21 protein-coding genes are annotated in these 19334 nt (G+C 44.0%); 5 read left to right on the top strand and 16 right to left on the bottom strand.

Annotated features, from left to right (window positions below):
• Positions 1 to 13 precede the first annotated feature (13 nt).
• From JNG37_RS04420 to JNG37_RS04410, 3 genes are all read left to right on the top strand, one after another.
• Positions 14 to 616, top strand: a complete 603-nt coding sequence (locus JNG37_RS04420) for an NADPH-dependent FMN reductase (protein WP_158456372.1) — start codon at positions 14 to 16, stop codon at positions 614 to 616.
• 15 nt (positions 617 to 631) lie between these two features.
• Complete coding sequence (locus tag JNG37_RS04415; RefSeq protein ID WP_158456370.1) at positions 632 to 1867, top strand: NAD(P)H-dependent oxidoreductase; 1236 nt, start codon at positions 632 to 634, stop codon at positions 1865 to 1867.
• 82 nt (positions 1868 to 1949) lie between these two features.
• The gene (locus JNG37_RS04410; RefSeq protein ID WP_105134312.1) at positions 1950 to 2744 is read left to right on the top strand and encodes a formate/nitrite transporter family protein; all 795 of its coding nucleotides are present in this window, start codon (positions 1950 to 1952) and stop codon (positions 2742 to 2744) included.
• An 82-nt stretch (positions 2745 to 2826) separates the two neighbouring features.
• On the opposite strand, the gene JNG37_RS04405 is transcribed toward JNG37_RS04410, so the two are convergent.
• The 3 genes from JNG37_RS04405 to JNG37_RS04395 are packed head-to-tail and all read right to left on the bottom strand — an operon-like array spanning position 2827 to position 6760.
• Positions 2827 to 4611, bottom strand: a complete 1785-nt coding sequence (locus tag JNG37_RS04405) for an ABC transporter ATP-binding protein (protein WP_158456368.1) — start codon at positions 4609 to 4611, stop codon at positions 2827 to 2829.
• Entirely contained in the window at positions 4612 to 6318 is a 1707-nt protein-coding gene (locus JNG37_RS04400; RefSeq protein WP_158456366.1) for an ABC transporter ATP-binding protein, read from the bottom strand. It abuts the gene before it with no gap.
• Complete coding sequence (locus JNG37_RS04395; protein WP_158456364.1) at positions 6311 to 6760, bottom strand: MarR family winged helix-turn-helix transcriptional regulator; 450 nt, start codon at positions 6758 to 6760, stop codon at positions 6311 to 6313. The genes JNG37_RS04400 and JNG37_RS04395 overlap by 8 nt, the downstream gene beginning before the upstream one ends.
• Before the next feature lie 140 nt (positions 6761 to 6900).
• Here JNG37_RS04395 and JNG37_RS04390 point away from each other — a divergent pair, with 140 nt between their 5' ends.
• Both JNG37_RS04390 and galU read left to right on the top strand, forming a co-directional pair.
• Complete coding sequence (locus JNG37_RS04390; RefSeq protein ID WP_158456362.1) at positions 6901 to 7917, top strand: NAD(P)H-dependent glycerol-3-phosphate dehydrogenase; 1017 nt, start codon at positions 6901 to 6903, stop codon at positions 7915 to 7917.
• A 19-nt stretch (positions 7918 to 7936) separates the two neighbouring features.
• Positions 7937 to 8836: a UTP--glucose-1-phosphate uridylyltransferase GalU gene (gene galU, locus JNG37_RS04385; RefSeq protein WP_158456360.1), complete on the top strand. Its 900-nt coding sequence runs from the start codon at positions 7937 to 7939 to the stop codon at positions 8834 to 8836.
• Between the two features lie 67 nt (positions 8837 to 8903).
• Here the strand turns inward: galU and JNG37_RS04380 are convergent, their stop codons facing one another.
• From JNG37_RS04380 to JNG37_RS04320, 13 genes are all read right to left on the bottom strand, one after another.
• Entirely contained in the window at positions 8904 to 9359 is a 456-nt protein-coding gene (locus JNG37_RS04380) for a hypothetical protein (RefSeq protein ID WP_158456358.1), read from the bottom strand.
• Positions 9360 to 9523: 164 nt separating this feature from the next.
• Complete coding sequence (locus tag JNG37_RS04375; RefSeq protein WP_158456356.1) at positions 9524 to 10201, bottom strand: rhomboid family intramembrane serine protease; 678 nt, start codon at positions 10199 to 10201, stop codon at positions 9524 to 9526.
• On the bottom strand, positions 10185 to 10727 hold the full coding sequence (locus JNG37_RS04370) for a 5-formyltetrahydrofolate cyclo-ligase (protein WP_158456354.1): 543 nt from the start codon (positions 10725 to 10727) through the stop codon (positions 10185 to 10187). Before JNG37_RS04370 ends, JNG37_RS04375 begins: the two co-directional genes overlap by 17 nt.
• A gap of 41 nt (positions 10728 to 10768) precedes the next feature.
• Positions 10769 to 11896, bottom strand: a complete 1128-nt coding sequence (locus JNG37_RS04365) for an N-acetyldiaminopimelate deacetylase (RefSeq protein ID WP_158456352.1) — start codon at positions 11894 to 11896, stop codon at positions 10769 to 10771.
• A 9-nt stretch (positions 11897 to 11905) separates the two neighbouring features.
• A complete protein-coding gene (gene dapD, locus JNG37_RS04360; protein WP_024376132.1) occupies positions 11906 to 12604 on the bottom strand; it encodes a 2,3,4,5-tetrahydropyridine-2,6-dicarboxylate N-acetyltransferase in 699 nt (232 codons plus the stop codon).
• Positions 12605 to 12714: 110 nt separating this feature from the next.
• The gene (locus tag JNG37_RS04355) at positions 12715 to 13236 is read right to left on the bottom strand and encodes a hypothetical protein (protein ID WP_158456350.1); all 522 of its coding nucleotides are present in this window, start codon (positions 13234 to 13236) and stop codon (positions 12715 to 12717) included.
• 70 nt (positions 13237 to 13306) lie between these two features.
• The gene (locus JNG37_RS04350) at positions 13307 to 14041 is read right to left on the bottom strand and encodes a metallophosphoesterase family protein (RefSeq protein WP_158456348.1); all 735 of its coding nucleotides are present in this window, start codon (positions 14039 to 14041) and stop codon (positions 13307 to 13309) included.
• Between the two features lie 120 nt (positions 14042 to 14161).
• Positions 14162 to 14527 carry a PTS glucitol/sorbitol transporter subunit IIA gene (locus tag JNG37_RS04345; RefSeq protein ID WP_158456346.1) on the bottom strand — a complete coding sequence of 122 codons (366 nt, stop codon included), beginning with the start codon at positions 14525 to 14527 and terminating at the stop codon, positions 14162 to 14164.
• A 32-nt stretch (positions 14528 to 14559) separates the two neighbouring features.
• Complete coding sequence (gene srlE, locus JNG37_RS04340) at positions 14560 to 15549, bottom strand: PTS glucitol/sorbitol transporter subunit IIB (RefSeq protein ID WP_158456344.1); 990 nt, start codon at positions 15547 to 15549, stop codon at positions 14560 to 14562.
• A gap of 18 nt (positions 15550 to 15567) precedes the next feature.
• On the bottom strand, positions 15568 to 16107 hold the full coding sequence (gene srlA, locus JNG37_RS04335; protein ID WP_158456342.1) for a PTS glucitol/sorbitol transporter subunit IIC: 540 nt from the start codon (positions 16105 to 16107) through the stop codon (positions 15568 to 15570).
• Between the two features lie 14 nt (positions 16108 to 16121).
• Positions 16122 to 16598, bottom strand: a complete 477-nt coding sequence (locus JNG37_RS04330; protein WP_158456340.1) for a transcriptional regulator GutM — start codon at positions 16596 to 16598, stop codon at positions 16122 to 16124.
• A 21-nt stretch (positions 16599 to 16619) separates the two neighbouring features.
• The gene (locus tag JNG37_RS04325; protein WP_158456338.1) at positions 16620 to 18449 is read right to left on the bottom strand and encodes an HTH domain-containing protein; all 1830 of its coding nucleotides are present in this window, start codon (positions 18447 to 18449) and stop codon (positions 16620 to 16622) included.
• A 9-nt stretch (positions 18450 to 18458) separates the two neighbouring features.
• On the bottom strand, positions 18459 to 19259 hold the full coding sequence (locus JNG37_RS04320) for an SDR family oxidoreductase (protein ID WP_158456546.1): 801 nt from the start codon (positions 19257 to 19259) through the stop codon (positions 18459 to 18461).
• Between the last annotated feature and the right edge of the window lie 75 nt (positions 19260 to 19334).

Raw genomic sequence — 19334 nt, 5'->3', positions numbered from 1 at the left:
GAGAGAAGATGCTATGAAACTTCTAGGACTTGTCGGAACCAACTCCGCTCGCTCAACCAACCGCAAACTCTTGCAGTACATCAAACAGCATTTTGCTGACAAGGCAGATATTGAATTGGTTGAAATCAAGGACCTTCCAGTCTTCAATAAACCGGCTAATCGTGAACTGCCAGAAAGTGTTAAAGAATTAGTTGCAAAGATTGAAAGTGCTGATGGTGTCATCATCGGTACACCTGAGTATGACCACTCGATCCCCGCTGTTCTTATGAATGCACTAGCTTGGGTATCATATGGAGTCTACCCTTTGCTTAACAAGCCGGTTATGATTACAGGTGCCTCATACGGAACGCTCGGTTCTTCCCGTGCTCAATTGCAACTACGCCAAATTCTCAATGCTCCTGAACTCAAAGCTACTGTTTTACCAGATGAGTTCTTACTATCTAATTCCATGAAAGCCTTTGATACAAACGGTGAGCTCATTGATTTAGAAATCAGTCAAAAACTGGATGCCATCTTTGATGACTTCCGTCTCTTTGTCAAGATGACAAGTAAACTGTCTAGCGCCAAAGAGTTACTTCAAAAAGAAGCTGAAAACTTTGACTGGGAAAACTTGTAAGAGAGGAGAACAATCATGAAATTTGTCGGAATCGTCGGGTCTAATGCAGACCAATCTTATAACCGCATGCTATTGCAATTTATTCAACGCCACTTTAAAGTAAAATTTGAATTAGAACTTTTGGAAATCAAAGATGTCCCAATGTTCAATCAGGACGAAGACCAGTCTAATAGCTTTGCGATCCAATACCTTTACAACAAAATCACACGTGCTGATGGTGTCATCATTGCTACACCTGAGCACAACCACACCATCACACCTGCTCTTAAGAGTACTCTAGAGTGGCTCAGTTTCAATTTACATCCATTTGAAAATAAACCAGTTATGATTATCGGGGCTTCTTACTACGACCAAGGAACGTCTCGTGCTCAAGTACACTTGAGAAAAATTTTGGACGCTCCAGGTGTCAATGCCTACACGTTACCAGGTAATGAATTCCTCCTTGGTAAAGCGAAAGAAGCTTTTGATGATAAAGGGAACATTATCAATGAAGGGACTGTGAAATTCTTGGAAAGCTGTCTAGACAACTTTATCAAGTATGTCGGCGTTGTATCTAAATTGAAACAACCCAAGCCAATTGCACCCGAAGATTTAGACTGTACCCATCCAATCGCAACGACCATCACAGGTGTGGACCCAGATGACCCAGATTGGCTAGAAAAGGCTTCTAAATTGGTTAACGCAGTTGAGGGAGACACCTATGTTAAGCTGGACAATGGTCTGTTGACCGTTAACCAACTCAATATGTTCCTCAATGCGATGCCATTTGAATTGACCTATGCAGATGATAATAACCAGTTCCTCTACTACAACAATAGTCACCAAGAACCTGAAACCATGTTGGGTAAACGGGTACTTGCTCAAGTAGGAAATCGCCTGTCAACTGTCCACGGTACGCTACCTCCTGCCCGCATGAAGAATGTCGAATGGGTTGTTGGAACCTTACGTAATGGTAACCAAGAGTACGTTCGAACAATCGTCCCAGGCACACCACCTGAAATTATCAATACTCATAACTACCAAGCTATGTACTATCCTGACGGGTCCTACGCTGGCATCAATGAAATTATCTTTAATTTTAAGCCATGGTTAGATTGGTATCTTGAAACCACTGGACAACGCTTGGTGGGGGGTGCAGGAAACACCGCATCTCCTACCCATGTTGATGCAACCTCTGGCGCTTCAGATACAGGTAGTACCCCTACAGCTTCCACACCGACAGATGCCAATTCTGGTGCATCTGCTCACTAACAAATAAAAACTAGTGGGAAGGGGCTCCCTTTCCACTATATTTTTCAATAAATTTTTGATGATTATGTCACAAGGAGGCCCCATGTCCCCATTTCAAGAAAAAATTTCGGTTGCAGTTTCAAAAAAAGAATCCCTTTTTGATGAAAGTCTAAGCCGTTACGCCTTACGCTCCATGTATGCCGGAGCTTATTTGACCATGTCAACAGCTGTTGGTATTATTGGAGCTGATGTCATCTCCAGTCAATTCCCAAGTCTATCGCGTTTTGTTTTTACCTTTATCTTTGCTATCGGACTGATTTTTGTTCTTATTTTTGGTGGCGAATTAGCTACATCTAATATGATGTATCTAACGACTGGTGCCTATTATAAGCAAATTACTTGGAAAAAAGTAACGCTGATGTTACTTTACTGCACCTTCTTCAACTTTGTAGGTGCTACCATTCTGGCTTGGCTTTTCAATCAGTCCTTCTCCTACCTTAACTTATCTAACGAAAGTTTTGTTGTCAACGCTGTCACCATCAAACTAGGAAAATCCGACTGGAGTAACTTCTTTGAGGGAATTACTGCCAATATGTTTGTGAATATGGCTATCCTTGGGTATATGCTACTCAAGGAACAATCCGCCAAATTCTTTGTTATTGTATCTGCTATTTTTATGTTTGTTTTCCTTATCAACGAACACTTAGTTGCTAATTTCGCATCATTCATGCTCTTAGCCTTTAATGCTGCTCGTACTAATGTAGATACCTTTACCATCGTAAATATTCTTCGTCAGTGGATTGTTGTTTTCTTTGGAAATTGGCTTGGAGCCGGCCTCTTTATTGGAATTGCTTATGCTTGGCTCAATCAGACCAAAACCAACCATCTTGAACAGTAATGATACTACAAAAACAGCCAAGATAAACCACATCCTAAAAGTTTAAGGATTGTGGCCTGCTTATCTTGGCTGTTATTTTTTACTATTCAAACACAAACTGATTGTGGTAGAGTTCGGCATAGAAGCCGCCCTGTTTAAGGAGCTGGCTGTGGTTGCCTTGTTCGATAACTTTTCCGTCTTTGAGGACGATGATTTCATCCGCGTTGAGAATGGTTTTGAGGCGGTGGGCAATGACGAAGCTGGTCCGTCCTGCGATAATGGCCTCCATAGCCTTTTGAATTTTGGCTTCCGTTACGGTATCAACGTTAGACGTTGCTTCGTCCAAAATCAAGACCTGTGGATCTGTCAAGAGCGTACGGGCAATAGAAATCAGCTGTTTCTGACCTGTCGAGAAGACATTCTCATCATCGGTCACAAAGGTTTCATATCCCTCTGGCAAGCTCATGATAAAGTCATGAATATGGGTGGCACGAGCTGCGGTTTCCACCATTTCTTGCGAAATACTCTCATCGCCAAAGCGGATATTGTCCGCAATAGTACCAGAGAAGAGCACCGACTCCTGCAAGACAATACCGACCTTATCCCGTAGACTATCCAAATCATATTCCCGAATATCGCGACCGTCAAAGGCCACGCTACCACCATTGACATCGTAGAAGCGGTTGATCAAGTTCATAATGGTAGTCTTACCAGATCCCGTCGGACCAACGACCGCCACCATTTTGCCCTTAGGAGCCGAAATAGACACCTTGTCCAAGACCTTTTGACCTGGCAGGTAGCCAAAGTCGATGTCCTTGATTTCAACACCTTCTTTTAATTCGGTAAATAGCGGAGCGTTTTGAGGGCGGACTTCCTCAGGCTCATCAAACATTTCCTGAATACGATGAGCACCTGTGAAAGCCAACTGCAATTCTGCCCAGCTAGATGCAATCTGCATGATAGGCTGGTAATACTGTTGCGAATACTGAACAAAAGTCACGACCAGACCAAGTGCGGCAGCTGTTTCCAGCGAGTTATCATTTAGTACAATGCTGGAGCCTGCAAAGATAACAATGGCAGTATTAACCAAGCTCATTCCGTTCATAAATGGAAAGAGAATCCCACCAAACAGACGGCCCTTGAAAGTTGTGCGACGAACTTCTTCATTGAGCTCCAAGAAACCATCAATAGTCTCTTCCTGCACACCCTGTACAATAATCGCTTTTTGTCCCGAAATCTTCTCATCCATGTAGGCATTGAGTTTAGACACGGCAGCCTGTTGCTTGTCAGTATATTTCCGTGACAGGCGAATGATAATCACTAGGGCAATCAAGGCAACTGGCGTGGATGCCACAGTTACCAAAGCCAAGCGAGCATCCTGACGGAACATCATGATAACCATACCGATGTAAAGAGCGATATTGGTCACTACCTGAGTCAAGGACTGGTTAAAAGCATTTTGGATATTGTCCAAATCACTGGTAAAACGAGAAAGAATATCCCCATCCTTGTGGCTGTCAAAGAAGGCAACTGTCAAGCGTTCCAACTTACCAAACAGACCTTTTCGCATCCGGTTGGTTGAATGAGCAACGATGCGTGTAAAGAGCAGGGTATAAATCAGGGTCGACACCACCGTCGCCACATAGGCCAAAAAGAGATTGAGCATAACCCCATTAAAATCAGCTAGGTCAGGCTTGAAATCTGACTGACCCATTTGCATCGAAGCAAAATAATCCTGACCAATTTTCCCCATCTCTGCAATCGCATTACCCAGGAAAACAGGCGTCTGAACCTGCAAATAAGTCGCCGTCACAATGGCTAGAAAAATCACAGCAAAGGACAGCTTATAGCGTTTAAAATAAAACCAGAAAAAACGTAAAGTTTTCATTTATTCTTCCTTCCCTTTCTGTGTTTCGTAGATTTCGCGGTAGACGTCATTTGTCGCTACCAGCTCAGCGTGAGTGCCTTGACCAATCAAGCGACCTTCATCAAGAACCAAGATCTTATCAGCTTTGACAACAGAAGAAATCTTCTGGGCAACGATGACCGTCGTTGTCCCCTTCAAGTCATGGTTGAGGGCTTCTTGGACCAACTTCTCAGACTTGGCATCCAGGGCTGAGGTCGAGTCATCCAAGACCAAGACCTTAGGCTCTCCGATCACCCCACGAGCAATTGACATCCGCTGCTTTTGACCACCAGAGAAGTTATTTCCACGTTCTTCTACTTGACTCTCATAGGTATCATCCAAGCGGTCGATAAATTCTTTGGCTTGGGCAATACCTGCGGCCCGCTCCAAGCGTTGCAAATCAGCACCAGGTGCCCCTTGACGCAAATTGTCCGCAATGGTCCCCGAGAAGAGAATAGCTTTTTGCAAGACAATCGATACCGTGTCACGCAGGGTGTTCTTGCTGACTTCTTTCAAGTCCCGACCACCAATAGATACTGTTCCTTCCTGTGGATCAAACAAACGCGGAATCAGCTGGGCAAGGGTAGATTTACCCGCACCCGTTGCACCAACCACACCAACCATTTGACCAGGCTCAATCTCAAAGGAGATATTTTTCAAAGTTGGTTCGGTATCATGCGGATAGGTAAAGCTAACATTATCAAAGACAATCCGACCTGTCAGGTCTTCATCTGCCACATCCTTGAAGGTCATCGCTGGTTCTGTATTCAAGACCTCACTGATACGCTTAATGGAAATCGCTGCACGAGAAGCCTGCATCCCCATAAAGCTAGCCATAATAATAGCAAACATAATTTGCATGAGGTAACTCATAAAGGAAGTAAAGCCACCAACTGCCTCCATATTGGTTTCCAGCATACCAGATACCAAGTAGAGCGATGCAAAAATCGCCATGTAGGAAATAAACATCATCAGAGGTTGCAAGATAGAGAAACCGTAGCCGATGAAAAGGTTGAGGTCCAAGAGTTCATTGGATACATCCTTAAATTTCTTGTACTGGTTTTTCTCCTGCACAAAGGACTTGACCACCCGGATCCCACGCAGGTTCTCCTTGGCAATGCTGTTCATCTTGTCCATGAGGGACTGGAATTTCCCAAAACGAGGCCCCATTTGCCCCATGACAACCGCCATGATGACCATGATTAAGACCACCATGAGAATAATCATCCACCAGAGTTCTGGCATGGTCCGTACCGCCATGATGAAGGCTCCGATAAAGAGGAGGGGAACCCGTAGCAAGATGGTAAAGAGCATCATGGTCAAGTTTTGAATCTGGGTCACATCGTTGGTCATCCGAACGACCAAGTTCCCCGCATTGAATTCTTCAACGTTAGCATAAGAAAAGCTCTGAATCTTGCGAAAGGTTTGCTCACGAATATCCGCAGATACCCCTTGTGAAATTTTCGCTGCAGCAATGGTATTAGCCAGACCAGCCAAAAGACCAATCCCCGCAATCACCAAGAGCAACTGGCCCACACGGACAATCTCTTCCTTGTCATTAGCCAAGACCGCTGCCAAGACATCCTTTAAGTAGTTGGGCTGCAAGAGGGTCGTAATAACGACAATCGATGTCAAGGTGATACAAGCCAAGGCATACCATTTATAGCGTAGAATTGCTTGTTTAAACATGGTCATTCTCCTTATAATTTCGAATGTTTTCTTTTAATTGATCGGCAACCTGCTTAATCAGTTGAAATTCTTCCTTCTGAATCCCCTGAAAAAGCGAGCGGTGCATTTCCTCATGAAAGGCTTTTAGGTGACAAATCTTGCTCTGACCTTTCTCTGTCAAGACCACCTGCTTGTAGCGTCTGTCAACCTGAGATGGCAAAACCTGAATAAAGCCGTTTTTCTCCATTCGCTTGACCAGGTTGCTGGTCACGGATTTGGAAATGCGAAGTTCGGTCTCGATGTCTTTGACAAAGGTTTCAATATCCGACCGTTCTGCTATGAAAAGCAAGGCCCAGCCCTGTGGACCTGCCAGGTGTTCCACATCGTATTCCTTGGCAATGGTTTCACTGATTTGTTCAATCTGATTTAATAGATTCCGAAAATCTGCAATGGTATGTCCCATGATAGATCCTTCCCAATCATTTTATTAGCATGAGAACTATTATAGTTCCCTGGAGAACTATTGTCAAGTTTCTGCTCTGCCATTTTCCAAAAAAAAACATCTATGGTATAATGGAGAAAATATTATTACAGGGGAAGCATATGAGTCAACAAACCATCGCTGTCCTAGGGCCTGGCTCTTGGGGAACAGCCCTCGCACAGGTACTCAATGACAACGGCCATCAGGTCCGTATTTGGGGAAACATTCCTGAACAAATTGACGAAATCAATGAACAGCATACCAATAAACGGTATTTCAAAGATATCGTCCTAGACGAGAAGATTAAAGGCTACAAGGATTTGGCAGAAACCTTAGACGGTGTGGATGCCGTTCTCTTCGTTGTACCGACCAAGGTGACCCGTCTGGTTGCCAAGCAAGTGGCCCAAGCTCTCAAGCACAAGGTCGTTGTGATGCACGCTTCTAAAGGTCTGGAACCTGATAGTCACAAGCGCTTGTCAGAGGTCTTGGAAGAAGAGATTCCTGCTGAACTCCGATCAGAAATCGTTGTGGTTTCAGGACCAAGCCATGCAGAAGAAACCATTGTCCGCGATTTAACCTTGATTTCTGCTGCATCGAAAGATTTGGAAACTGCAACCTACGTCCAAAATCTCTTTAGCAACCGCTACTTCCGCCTCTACACCAACAATGATGTCATCGGTGTGGAAACAGCGGGTGCTTTGAAAAACATCATCGCAGTTGGTGCAGGTGCCCTTCACGGACTCGGATTTGGCGACAATGCCAAGGCAGCTATCATTGCTCGTGGATTGACAGAAATTACCCGACTCGGTGTAGCCATGGGGGCCAATCCCTTGACTTACAGCGGTCTATCTGGCGTCGGCGACTTGATTGTTACAGGCACTTCTGTACACTCTCGTAACTGGCGAGCCGGCGATTTGCTTGGCAAAGGAGAGAAACTCGAAGACATCGAAGCCAATATGGGCATGGTTATCGAAGGGATTTCCACTACCAAAGCAGCCTACGAATTGGCACAAGAATTGGGTGTTTACATGCCTATTACCCAGGCCATCTACAGCGTGATTTACCAAGGGGCAAGTATCCAAGATGCTATCCAAGAAATCATGTCTGGTGAATTCCGCCAGGAAAACGAATGGTCATAAAGAATAAGGAGAATCCATCATGACAAAAAAAGTTAGAAAAGCCGTTATCCCTGCAGCAGGTTTGGGAACACGTTTCCTTCCAGCAACTAAAGCCCTTGCCAAAGAGATGTTGCCAATCGTTGACAAGCCAACCCTCCAATTCATCTTTGAAGAAGCCCTTCGTTCTGGTATCGAAGATATCTTGGTCGTAACCAATAAATCAAAGCGTTCCATCGAAGACCATTTCGACTCAAACTTTGAATTGGAACATAACCTACGTGAAAAAGGAAAAAATGACCTCTTGAAACTGGTGGATGATGCAACTGCCATTCGCCTTCACTTCATTCGCCAAAGCTATCCAAAAGGATTGGGAGATGCTGTCTTGCAAGCCAAAGCCTTTGTTGGAAATGAACCTTTTGTCGTGATGCTAGGCGATGACCTCATGGATATCACCGATGAGTCTGTTAAGCCAATCACCAGACAGCTGATTGAAGACTATGAAGCAACACATGCTTCTACCATCGCAGTGATGCCCGTTCCACATGAAGAAGTTTCATCATATGGTGTCATCGCACCTCATGGTGAAGGAGTCAACGGCCTTTACAGTGTTGAAACCTTTGTAGAAAAACCAAAACCAGAAGATGCACCATCTGACCTTGCCATTATTGGTCGCTACCTTTTGACACCTGAAATCTTTGATATCTTGGAAAATCAAGAACCAGGTGCCGGCAATGAAATCCAGTTGACAGATGCCATTGATACCCTCAACAAGACACAGCGCGTATTTGCTCGTGAATTTACTGGCAAACGTTATGATGTCGGAGATAAATTTGGCTTCATGAAAACTTCGATTGACTACGCATTGACCCATCCACAGGTCAAAGATGATGTCAAAGACTACATCATTGAGCTCGCTCAACAACTCCAAGACGCAGAATAATCAAACCAATAAGAAAACAAGGACAGGCTATTCCCCTGAGCTAAGCAGGGAAATAACCTGTCCTTTCTTAATGTATTTCCAAACGAGAATCCAACAACAATAAGGCTTCTTCAAGCATTGTCAACAGACGATTACACTGCTCCAAAGCCAATTCAGGATGACGCTCCTGCCAATGGCTAATGTAATACAGCAAGCAACCCGACAGAGGCGACTGGACCAAGCGCGCTTCTATCTTAAAATCCATGCGGTGGTAGCCAAGTAGCGGATGCAATTGAAAAATCAGCTCTTGCTCTTTCAACTGACAGCTGATGCCCCATCTCCTGCACTCTTCCTCTGGCAACTGCCTATAGATTTCTAACAAACTAATTGGAGCTGAAGGAGTGAATCGGCTAGCCTGTGTATAAAACAAATCTCCACGGTCTCTCAATTCACCACTTCTTACTTTTCTGCGGTAACCATACCAGTGTCCCTCGCTTCCCAGATAAGCAAGAAAAGATACAAGTGCCAACAAAAAATATCCCAAGTCAGACCCTCCCATGTCCTATTGGCTAGAGCCTTGACTCCTCGAAGTACTTATCCACAAGGCTGTTCTAGCTTCTCCATTCACTATACAGCCTTTTCTGTAAAAAAGCAATTATTTGTATGCTCTGGGCAATCCACAAAAAAAGACCGACTGAAACGATCCTTTTAAAACAAAAATCCTACAAATAAGAGACCAAAAAACAAAAGTAGATAGCCCACAAGGGCCCATCCTGTCTGCTGGGCAGTAAAGGTTTGTTTTTCCAGTCTTGGCGGCAGACAAACCACTGCCAAACAGCCACCGATAGCCCCACCAATATGACCTGCCATACTAATAGCTGGATTAAAGAGCCCCAAGGCTAGGTTGATCATGAGCAAAGCTGTATAACGCTGCCCCAGGAGCTGAAGATAGGCACTTCTACTGTAATAACGTAAGAAGGCCATAGCAGCAAACAATCCAAATAAGGAAGTGGAGGCGCCTGCACCAACAACTCCAGGAGTAAAGAAGTAAACAAAGACATTTCCCATGATTCCCGAAAGAAGGTAGAGCAAGAAAAACCTCCGACTGCCAAATAAAGGCTCTAACTGATATCCCAAGGCATAGAGAGTGAAGCTGTTAAACAAGAAATGCTCCCAACCAATGTGGACAAAGATAGGAGAAATCAAGCGCCACAACTGAGTCGGGTCATAACGCACCACCTGACCGTACATTCCACCGAATTCAAAAATCGTATAGGCTGTAGTGGTCTGCCCAAATCGAAACACTTGTATCAAAAGAAAAACAAGAGCCGTGACTGCCAACAAGGCATTGGTCACAGGATAGCGCTTATCAAAAAAGTTCTTCAAAAATCAACAACTCCTTTACTGGAATATCAAATACATCTGGTTCAAAATCATAGACTTGAAAGTCTGCCAAGGTCGATACCGTCTCCCCCTGATAATCTGCTAGGTAGCGATCATAAAAACCGCCTCCATAACCCACTCGAAAACCCGCTTGATTCCAAGCTAAACCAGGAACATGGATCAACTTAACCACAGACTTATCCACAGGTTGTGAATAAGTCCCAGGTTCCCAAACTCCAAACCTAGATTTCACCAAATCATCAGGATTATATTCTACAAAATCCATACGCCCTTGTGAATAGGTCTTAGGGATGAAAATCTGCTTGCCGTCCTTTTGAACCTGCTCAATCAGGTAAGAAGTGTCAAACTCATGGGGCATGGAAAGGTAGGTCCCAAGCGACTTTGAGCACTTATAGGTGTCAGATGAAAGGAGCCTTTCTGTTAGTTGCTGACTCCATCTTGCTCGCTGGCTACTAGTCAGGGCTTTCAATCTCCGCAAGACCTCTTGCCGAATTTCTTTTTTATCCACAGGAACTCCTTTCTTTTCAGAAAAAGACTGGAAACCCCAGTCTAGTTTGCTTTCATTTTCAAAAAATCACTCAACTTATCCACAGCAAAGGGAAGCACTTCCTCTTTGGGACTGAGACGTGGATTGTGAAGGGGATAAGGCGTATCCACACCCAACCAGAACATAACACCCGGAACCTTGTTAAGCAGGTAGCCGAAGTCCTCTCCCGTCATGGCAGGTGGACAATCAATCATCTCCACACCATCAACGCCGTCAAAGTAGGTCATGAGCTCGTCAGCCAGCTGGGGATTGTTCTCCACAGGCAGATAGCCGCTTGGATTGAGCTCGATCTCCAAGTCCACTCCAAAGGACAAGGCAATTCCCTCTGCTACTTCCCGCACTCGCTTTTGCACCAAGAGGCTCATGCTCTGGGTCAAGGCCCGAATGGTCCCGTGCAAAAAGGCTGTTTCAGCAATGACATTGTTTGTCGTGCCCGCGTGCATGGAGCCGAAGGTCACCACAGCTCCCTCGATTGGGTCGACATTTCGACTGACCACTGACTGAACCTGGGTCACAAAGTAGCTGGCTGCAACCAAAGCGTCATTGGCGGTATGGGGAAATGCTGCGTGGCCCCCCTTTCCTGTAAACCGTATCTTGACTTCACAGGTCCCAGCAAAGAGGGTCTCACGGTTGGTGGCCATTTGACCGACTTTCAGGTCTGGTCGGACATGGAGCCCATAAAATTCATCTGGCAACCAATCCCCAAAAACACCCGCTTCATACATAAGCATGCCACCTGCTAGATTTTCCTCCGCAGGCTGAAACAAGAAGAGAAGATTATTTTTCGGTTGCTGCTCTGCCATTTTCTCCAAAAGCCCCAAGGCAATGGTCATGTGGAAATCATGTCCGCAAGCGTGCATCCGGTCTGGGTGGAGGGACTTGAAGTCCAGGCCCGTTTCCTCCACGATCGGCAGGCCGTCAATATCTGCCCGCCAGCCGATGGTCTTTTCAGGAGCAGAACCTGTCAGATAGACCAGGATACCTGTCTTCCATGTACGAAACTGGGCAAAAGAGCAATCTTCCAGCAAGTTCTCAATGGTATCCATAAGAAAGGCGTGGGTCTTGAACTCCTCCATGCCCAGCTCTGGAATCTGGTGGAGGGCTCGGCGTATCGCGATTAAATCTAGCATAGCTACCTCTTAGAGTGTCCGCAAAGCCTCTTCCAAGGCTGTTTTTTGTTGGGTTTGAGCGTCGATTTCCTTGATGATGCGGGCTGGCACACCTGCCACCACAACATTTTCAGGGACGTCTTGGGTCACAATTGCACCCGCTGCGACAACAGAGCCACTACCGATTTGTACGCCCTCGATAACAACGGCATTGGCACCGACCAAAACATTGTCACCAACACGCACTGGCTCAGCCGAAGCTGGCTCGATAACACCTGCAAGAACCGCACCTGCACCGATATGACTGTTTTTACCAACCGTCGCACGACCACCTAGGATAGCACCCATGTCAATCATGGTACCTGGGCCGATTTCCGCACCGATATTGATCACCGCACCCATCATGATAACGGCATTATCACCGATTGTCACTTGGTCACGGATAATGGCACCTGGCTCGATACGGGCATTGATATTACGCTTGTCCAGCAAAGGTACAGCCGAATTGCGGCCGTCTTGCTCAACCACATAGTCTACATTTTCAGTCAAGTTTGCCAAGAGTGGCTCGACATCCTTCCAGTCACCGAAGAGGACATTGCCAAGCTTTGTCACTTCAGCAGGAACAGGACCAGCCAATTCACCTTCAAAAGTTACTTTAACAGTTGTCTTCTTCACAGCATTACCGATAAAGGCAATGATTTCTTGTGCAGTCATTTTTTGTGCAGTCATAATATTTTCCAATCTATAAAAGTATTTTTACCATTATACCAAATTTTCAGAAAATTTGGTATAAAGAAAGAGAGTCTATGAAAAAACTCTCTTTTTTATGTAACCATCAATTATTGAAGTAATTCTTCCACTTGTGAACGAGCAGAATCCATTGCGGATTTTAATTGGTCACGGACAGTCGTCACCGTTGTCAACAGCATATCTTTGACATCAGCTGGAATCTCTGTTTCGTCTCCACCGATCACTGCAAACTGTTGGTCCAAAAGGGCATACTGCTCTTCTAGTGATACAACCAATTGATCTCTCGTCTCCAATAAGGTGCCTTGTTGCTCTTCTGGGAGTTGGGCAATCAACTCTTCGAAATCCGCAATATAAGAATCCATCAAGGATTTAAAGGCAGCTTTAAAATCACCAATGGTCGCAATGTTTTGAATTTCCTCATCAGTAAGGTAGGTCACCGTTGACTCTTTGAGCACTGTTTTGGAAGATTCAGTTGTCGAGGATGCAACGGTAGATGAGCTAGATGCTTCTGATGAAGATGCACTTGTTGACTCTTTGCTTGTCGTAGAGCAAGCAGTCAATCCAAGCAGCACCAAGCCAGTAGCACAGAGCGAAAAGAGTTTCTTTTTCATAATTTATTCCTCCTATTTACTTATATATTAGTATAAAAAGGATCAAAAGTCAAAGCTATTCATCTAATTTTTAGATAAATTTCTGCCCCTTCACACAAGCAACACTATAGTCTGCCACAAGCCCGTCAGTATCTAGATGAATGCCGTGTAGAACCCCTCCGTAAACAGCTCCACCGTCGATTCCCATTTTTCCATCTGGACTGGTCCAAATCTGACTGATACGGAGTTTGGTCTGATAAAGATTGTAAACAGGGGTATGTCCAAAGACAATGGTTTTACCTGTGGTATTTTCCGCTTCATGAAAGGCAGTTCGCAACCAAACCTTGTCATGCTCACTAGTCTCTCGCCAGTCTGTCAAGGTCAGATCAATGCCCGCATGGACAAAAATATAGCGCTCGGTCTCCAGATGATAGGGGCAAGACTTGAGAAAGTCAATCATATCCGCATATTGCTCCATCACCGCATTTGCATCCACCAGACCATCCACAGGGGCATCCAAGGGACGGCCCAGTAGAGAATTGATGGTTGTATCGCCACCATTTCTCCGATAGTGGTCATAGCGTTCCAAAGGATTCCGCAACCAGGCCAACAACATCCGTTCATGATTACCTGTTAAACAAATCGCTCCCTTTTCACGCACCAGCTGCCAGACCAGCTCTAGACAGCCCTTTGAATTTTCACCACGGTCAATCACATCACCAAGAAAAATAAGCTGTTGTCTCTCTTCATCCCATTTTTTTAAAATATCGAGCAGCAATTCAAATTTACCGTGAATATCACCTACTACAAAAAATTCTATTTTCATCCGATCTCCTATTTCTACTGCACTATTGTACCATAAGAAATTGGATAGACAAAAATCCCTTGTTTACTAGCTACAATCAATGATTTGTTGACTGGTAAACAAGAGAAATGGTGGCCATAGTTATGCAAATAACTGAACGATACTATTTTCCTGTAATTCTGGCATCTTATCCACTGCTACATGAAGCGTCCCTGGCAGAGAGCCTTCTGAGGACCCATCTAAAGCAATCGTGATATGACCCAAGGCAGAAAGATTTTGTTCCACTACAGATCCAACTGCTGTGATTGGATAAGCTCTTCCATCAATAACCAGTTGACCTCCAACTCGGATAGAACCTGACAAATCCTTATTACTTATCTTGTAGCAGTAGTCTGCCAAATCTGCAGGAGCCTCCATGCCAAATAGAATCAGCATATTTGCTTCCGTAATCATACTTGGAGCCTGTTCCCCAACACTTACAATAGTTGCTTCAAAAATTTTTGTCATCCTTCTATCCTATCCTAATTTATTATTTCTATCTAACTATACAATCCAAAACTTGCTAACCACGCCACAATGACACGTGGAACCCCGTTTAGGAAACGTGAGTAAAGCACTGCTGGCACCCCAACTTCAACGGTTTCAGACTCCGCTTCTGACAAACCAAGTGCAACTGGAATGAAATCACAGCCATTCTGGGTATTAATGGCGAAGAGTGCTGGCAAAGCCATTTGCGGTGGGATATTGCCTTTTCCGATCTCAACACCAATCAAGGTTCCAATAATTTGACTAATAACAGCACCTGGCCCCAGGAGCGGAGATAAGAATGGAAGCGAGCAAATGAAACCAATCAAAATCAAACCCCAAATATTTCCTGCTAGCGGAACCATTAACTTGGCCAACCAGTTCCCTACGCCAGAACCTTGAATAATCCCAATCAACAGCGAAACAAAGGCCATGAAAGGTAAAATGGTATGCAACATCGTTTGGATGGCATCTCGTGCAGCCTGGTTAAAGGTTGCAACGACCTTACCAGCTCCCATACCAATCCGCGCAATAAAGCTTGATTCAGCTCGCTGTTCTGTAATTTTTTTGCTAGTGTCGTAAGTTGGTTTTTTCTCCTCTGCAACACTTGTTACAGTCACCTCATCCGAATCATCCGCTAAACGAATCTGATCCACTCCAACATTTGAAACATAAATATCTTCATTGATGTATTGGGCTAGCGGACCACTTTTGCCTGTTGGAATCACATTGATCGTCGGAATTCCTTTCTTAGGATAGATACCACAACGAAGCGTTCCACCGCAATCAACAATAGCAAGTGCGATTTCTTCATCTGGAATCGATGTTTTAAATCCATTTACAGCTTCCATACCTGTCAACTCAGCGATTTTATCTACAATAGCTGGTTTCTCTCCACCACCAGTAATATAAATAAACTTGTGTTTCTCTGCCGTTGGAGTAATGACCAACGGACCACCGTATCCACCACTACCTTTTACCACTTTAATGCTTTTATATGCCATAACTGTTTCCTCTTTCTATCAAAGTGTCTTGCTAAGCGTAATGCCTTGTTGTTTTGATACATAAGCCGTCATAAAGTCTGTCACCCAACCACCTACGAAGTTCATCACTAAACCAACCAACAGGTAGCGAATGGCTAAATCCATTGTATTGAGTCCCAAGGTTTGAATCCCAGAAGCAATCCCCATCCACACAAATAGTTCACCCGGGTTAATGTGGGGAAAAACACCATTTGAAGTGTGGCAGAATTGCATCTGTGCTGCAACAAATCCTGGCTTGTAATACTCAGGTAAGAAGCGCCCCATACTGATAGACATGGGGTTTCCTAAGATAAATGCAGAGACAAATGGCAAAATCATATAGCGACTAACTGGATTTTTAGCAGAGGCTTGAGCTAACTTGTTCACCTTCTCCTCTCCTAAAAGGGCAATCAAGGTATTCATTGCCACCAAGAGCATGAGAACAACAGGTACAATCCCTGTCATCCAGCTGATAAAGGTCTCTCCACCCAGCTTAAAAAGATTCATAAATCCTTCGGCAAATTGCACAATATAGTCCATAGTAAACTCCTTCTCTATTTTTTAAATTGTAATTTTAACCTTGTGGACAAGAGTTTCAATTGGTTGCCCACACTTAACACTGGTGCAAGTTTCGGAACATCCTCATAGTTTCCTGCTTCAATTCTAAGGAATAGCTCCCTCGCATCTTCGATTGCAATTTGTAACAGCTTATTCTCCTTTCTAACCAGTGGGTTGTAAGTATCTAGGTAATGGATATCTTGACCGACATAGGATGGCATTGACTTAAAGCGCGCTGCGACTGTCACCCCCTGCATCCGCTTGGCATCAACTACCTTGCCGTTTCTATCGACGGCAAACATTACAATTGTCCCAGCTTTAATCTTCCCTGATCGGCGCCCAATCGCTACTCGACCTTTCTGACGCAACTCAGAATAGGCGACATTAAAATGCTTCAACTGTTTGAGACCTAAGTAGATTTGCAAAACGTAGGCAGCAATCACAACAGCTCCAAAAATATAAACTGAATCCATTTTTCCTCCTATTCTTATTAGCTAATCAGCTATTTTTTTACCACAGTTTTCTAGTCCCAAACGTTGTTTGATACGCAAGGTTTCTTTCATTCGGAAAGTATTATCAAATATATTAAACAGTAGATCTTGATTGAAGTCATCCAGTTCAGAAGGAACAAATAGTAAGATAAAATCACGAATAGGAGTGCCTATACGACTTTCTAACTGCAGCTGGTCTTGTTCCAACACAACGATGCAGATTTGTTCCAAACTAACATCCGTCAAATGCGGAAAAGCATAGCCATTATCTGAAATAGCTGGATGAGCCTGTTCTTTTTGTTTTAACTTTTCAACGACCTCCTGTGGGATCAGCCCCTTCTCCACTAGCTGATCTAGTAGAATCCTTAGATTCGCTTCATAGCTTTTGGTTTCATCAAATCGAACGGTTTCAACTTGGCAATACATTTGTATTTTTCGTCCTAATACCGTCCGTTCCAAGGCCTCTCGCTCTGCTTGATTTTCCTTGGTAACCAAAGACAATGATAAAAAGGGCTGAAATAATTCTTGACTGTACAAAAGATTGTCTGTAAAAATCAAATCATAGGTACGATTCAACTCTTCATAAGGCGGATGGTTCACAAAATCTAGAAAGTCCAACTGAATATCACTGTTAAAAATTTGACGAATTTGGTGGTCAACAAGATAGCTGAATGACTGACCTGATTGTGTAATCACCGCTACTTTAGCAATCAATGGCTTACTCTTTCGAGCCAGTAACAATTCCATCCAAGCTGCCAACAGAACAACTTCCTTGTCAGAAATGTTCAAACCAGTCCGTTCCACTATACGATCTACAAAAAACTGTGAAACCACCTTAGAGAACGAACTCTGAATCAGCTGTTCTCTCAAACTAATTTCTGTGAATTGCCACTTCATAACGCTACGATTGAGCATGTAAACCAGGTGACGTTGCAAGATGAGAGCACTCTCTCCGATATCAAGACTAATCCCAAATTCTTGAACTGTGAGCGATAAAACATCCTCTGCCATGGTCAAAATATCAGGCCGACCGATCTCCGATGCTAGCAACCCAATCTGCATTGGAAAAGTCAAAAAGGCTCTTTCAGCAGCTGTCACATCTCTGCCTAGAAAATAGGCTAATATCTCGTAAAAAATCGATGGCAAGTCCAACTTATCCTGGCTAGTAAACCAAGTCAAGACATTGTCTTTTAAAGCATGTTCTCTCCTCAACACAGTAATGTTAAGTGTAGCTAGAAAGGTTCGCTCTACATCAATCGGAAAGTGTTGGCTTTCCATAAAATCCATATAAGTATCTAGAAGCTCCTGTGGCAACCCATTCTCATGTTCTAGATAGTCCATGATTTCATACAGGTAAAGAAGTCGCTTATGCAACTCCTCTCCTACAATCTTAATGCCGACACCTGATTTAGATTCTAACTGCAAGCAGTAGGTTTGAAGCACCTCTTTCATCCGATTGATATCTCGACTGAGGCTACGCCGACTAATGCCCAGAGCTTCTGCTATACTATCAGCTGAAAGATAGTCATCTGTCTCCAGAAGCATTTTGAAAAAAATGGCCTGCCTTTTGTGGAAAGAGTTCAAGTCCGTTGACAACAACAAATCCTCAGTTACCAAGGTCTTAAAAGCGGTATCATCAAAGATATGCAGACTTAATTTTCCACCTTGTTCCTGAATGGAAAAGATATGGTCATAGCTATACAAAAGCCCCTCAATCAACAGCTTTACAGAATGCTTGGAAAGGTTCAATCTCTCTTCCAAGTTCTCGTAGCTGACACCAGCATGAGATGATAAATAGTACAATAAGGCTTTCTTGTTTAGCTCTAAACTCATTTCTTCTTCCTAACCTCTGGTTTTTCCTCCGGACACGTTTGTCGTTACACCAGTAATGTAACTTGATCTATCTGAAAGATAGTAGCAAACCAAGTCTGCCACCTCGCTCAGTCGCCCACTTCTTCCAAGCGGGATCGTACTTGTATTTCCATAGCCTGCCCGTAGTTCTTCAACTGTTTTTCCGCGCGTATAAGCTAACGCTTCTTCATAAGCTATCGTGCGAAGACCTGTCGCCTCCATAATCCCTGGGGCAATCCCCACTACACGAATTCCATGTTTGGCCAATTCCTTAGCCCATGACCGAGTCAGCGAGTATACGGCACCTTTAGTTGCTGCATAGATACTCTGTCCCTCACTACCCTCTAATCCTGCTTCTGATGCCATATTGACAATAACACCAGCTTGTTTAGTTGCCAATACCCGTGCTACTTCTTGACTGACAAAAAATAGTCCTTTGAAATTGATTCCAACCATTCGATCGAATTTGTCTTCATCTAGTTCATATGGGCCTGCTTCCGTCTTAATATCCATCAACAAGCTCGGAATATTTATCCCCGCGTTATTCACTAGACCATCGATGGTTCCAAAGTGTTCTACTACCTTGGATACAGCCTCTTTTACAGCTTGATGATTAGCCACATTTGTTTCTACAAACAACAAGTTTTCATGAGACAGGTCTGAATTTCGAATATCCAAATTCGCAACCAAGGCCCCTTGTTCAAGCAAGCCCTCTACAATTGCTAGACCAATACCTGAACTTCCTCCTGTGACAACATAGACCTTATCTTTGATTCCTAACCAATCTGTCATCATCTGTCCTCCTTTTTTATTACATTCTCAGTATAAAATGAAAACGATTTAAAGTTAAGGACAGGTTTTTTTCCA

This window comes from Streptococcus suis (assembly GCF_016775005.1).
Classification (GTDB): domain Bacteria; phylum Bacillota; class Bacilli; order Lactobacillales; family Streptococcaceae; genus Streptococcus; species Streptococcus suivaginalis.
Note: the sequence above shows the minus strand (reverse complement) of the source record. Positions and strands in the feature narration are given on the sequence as shown.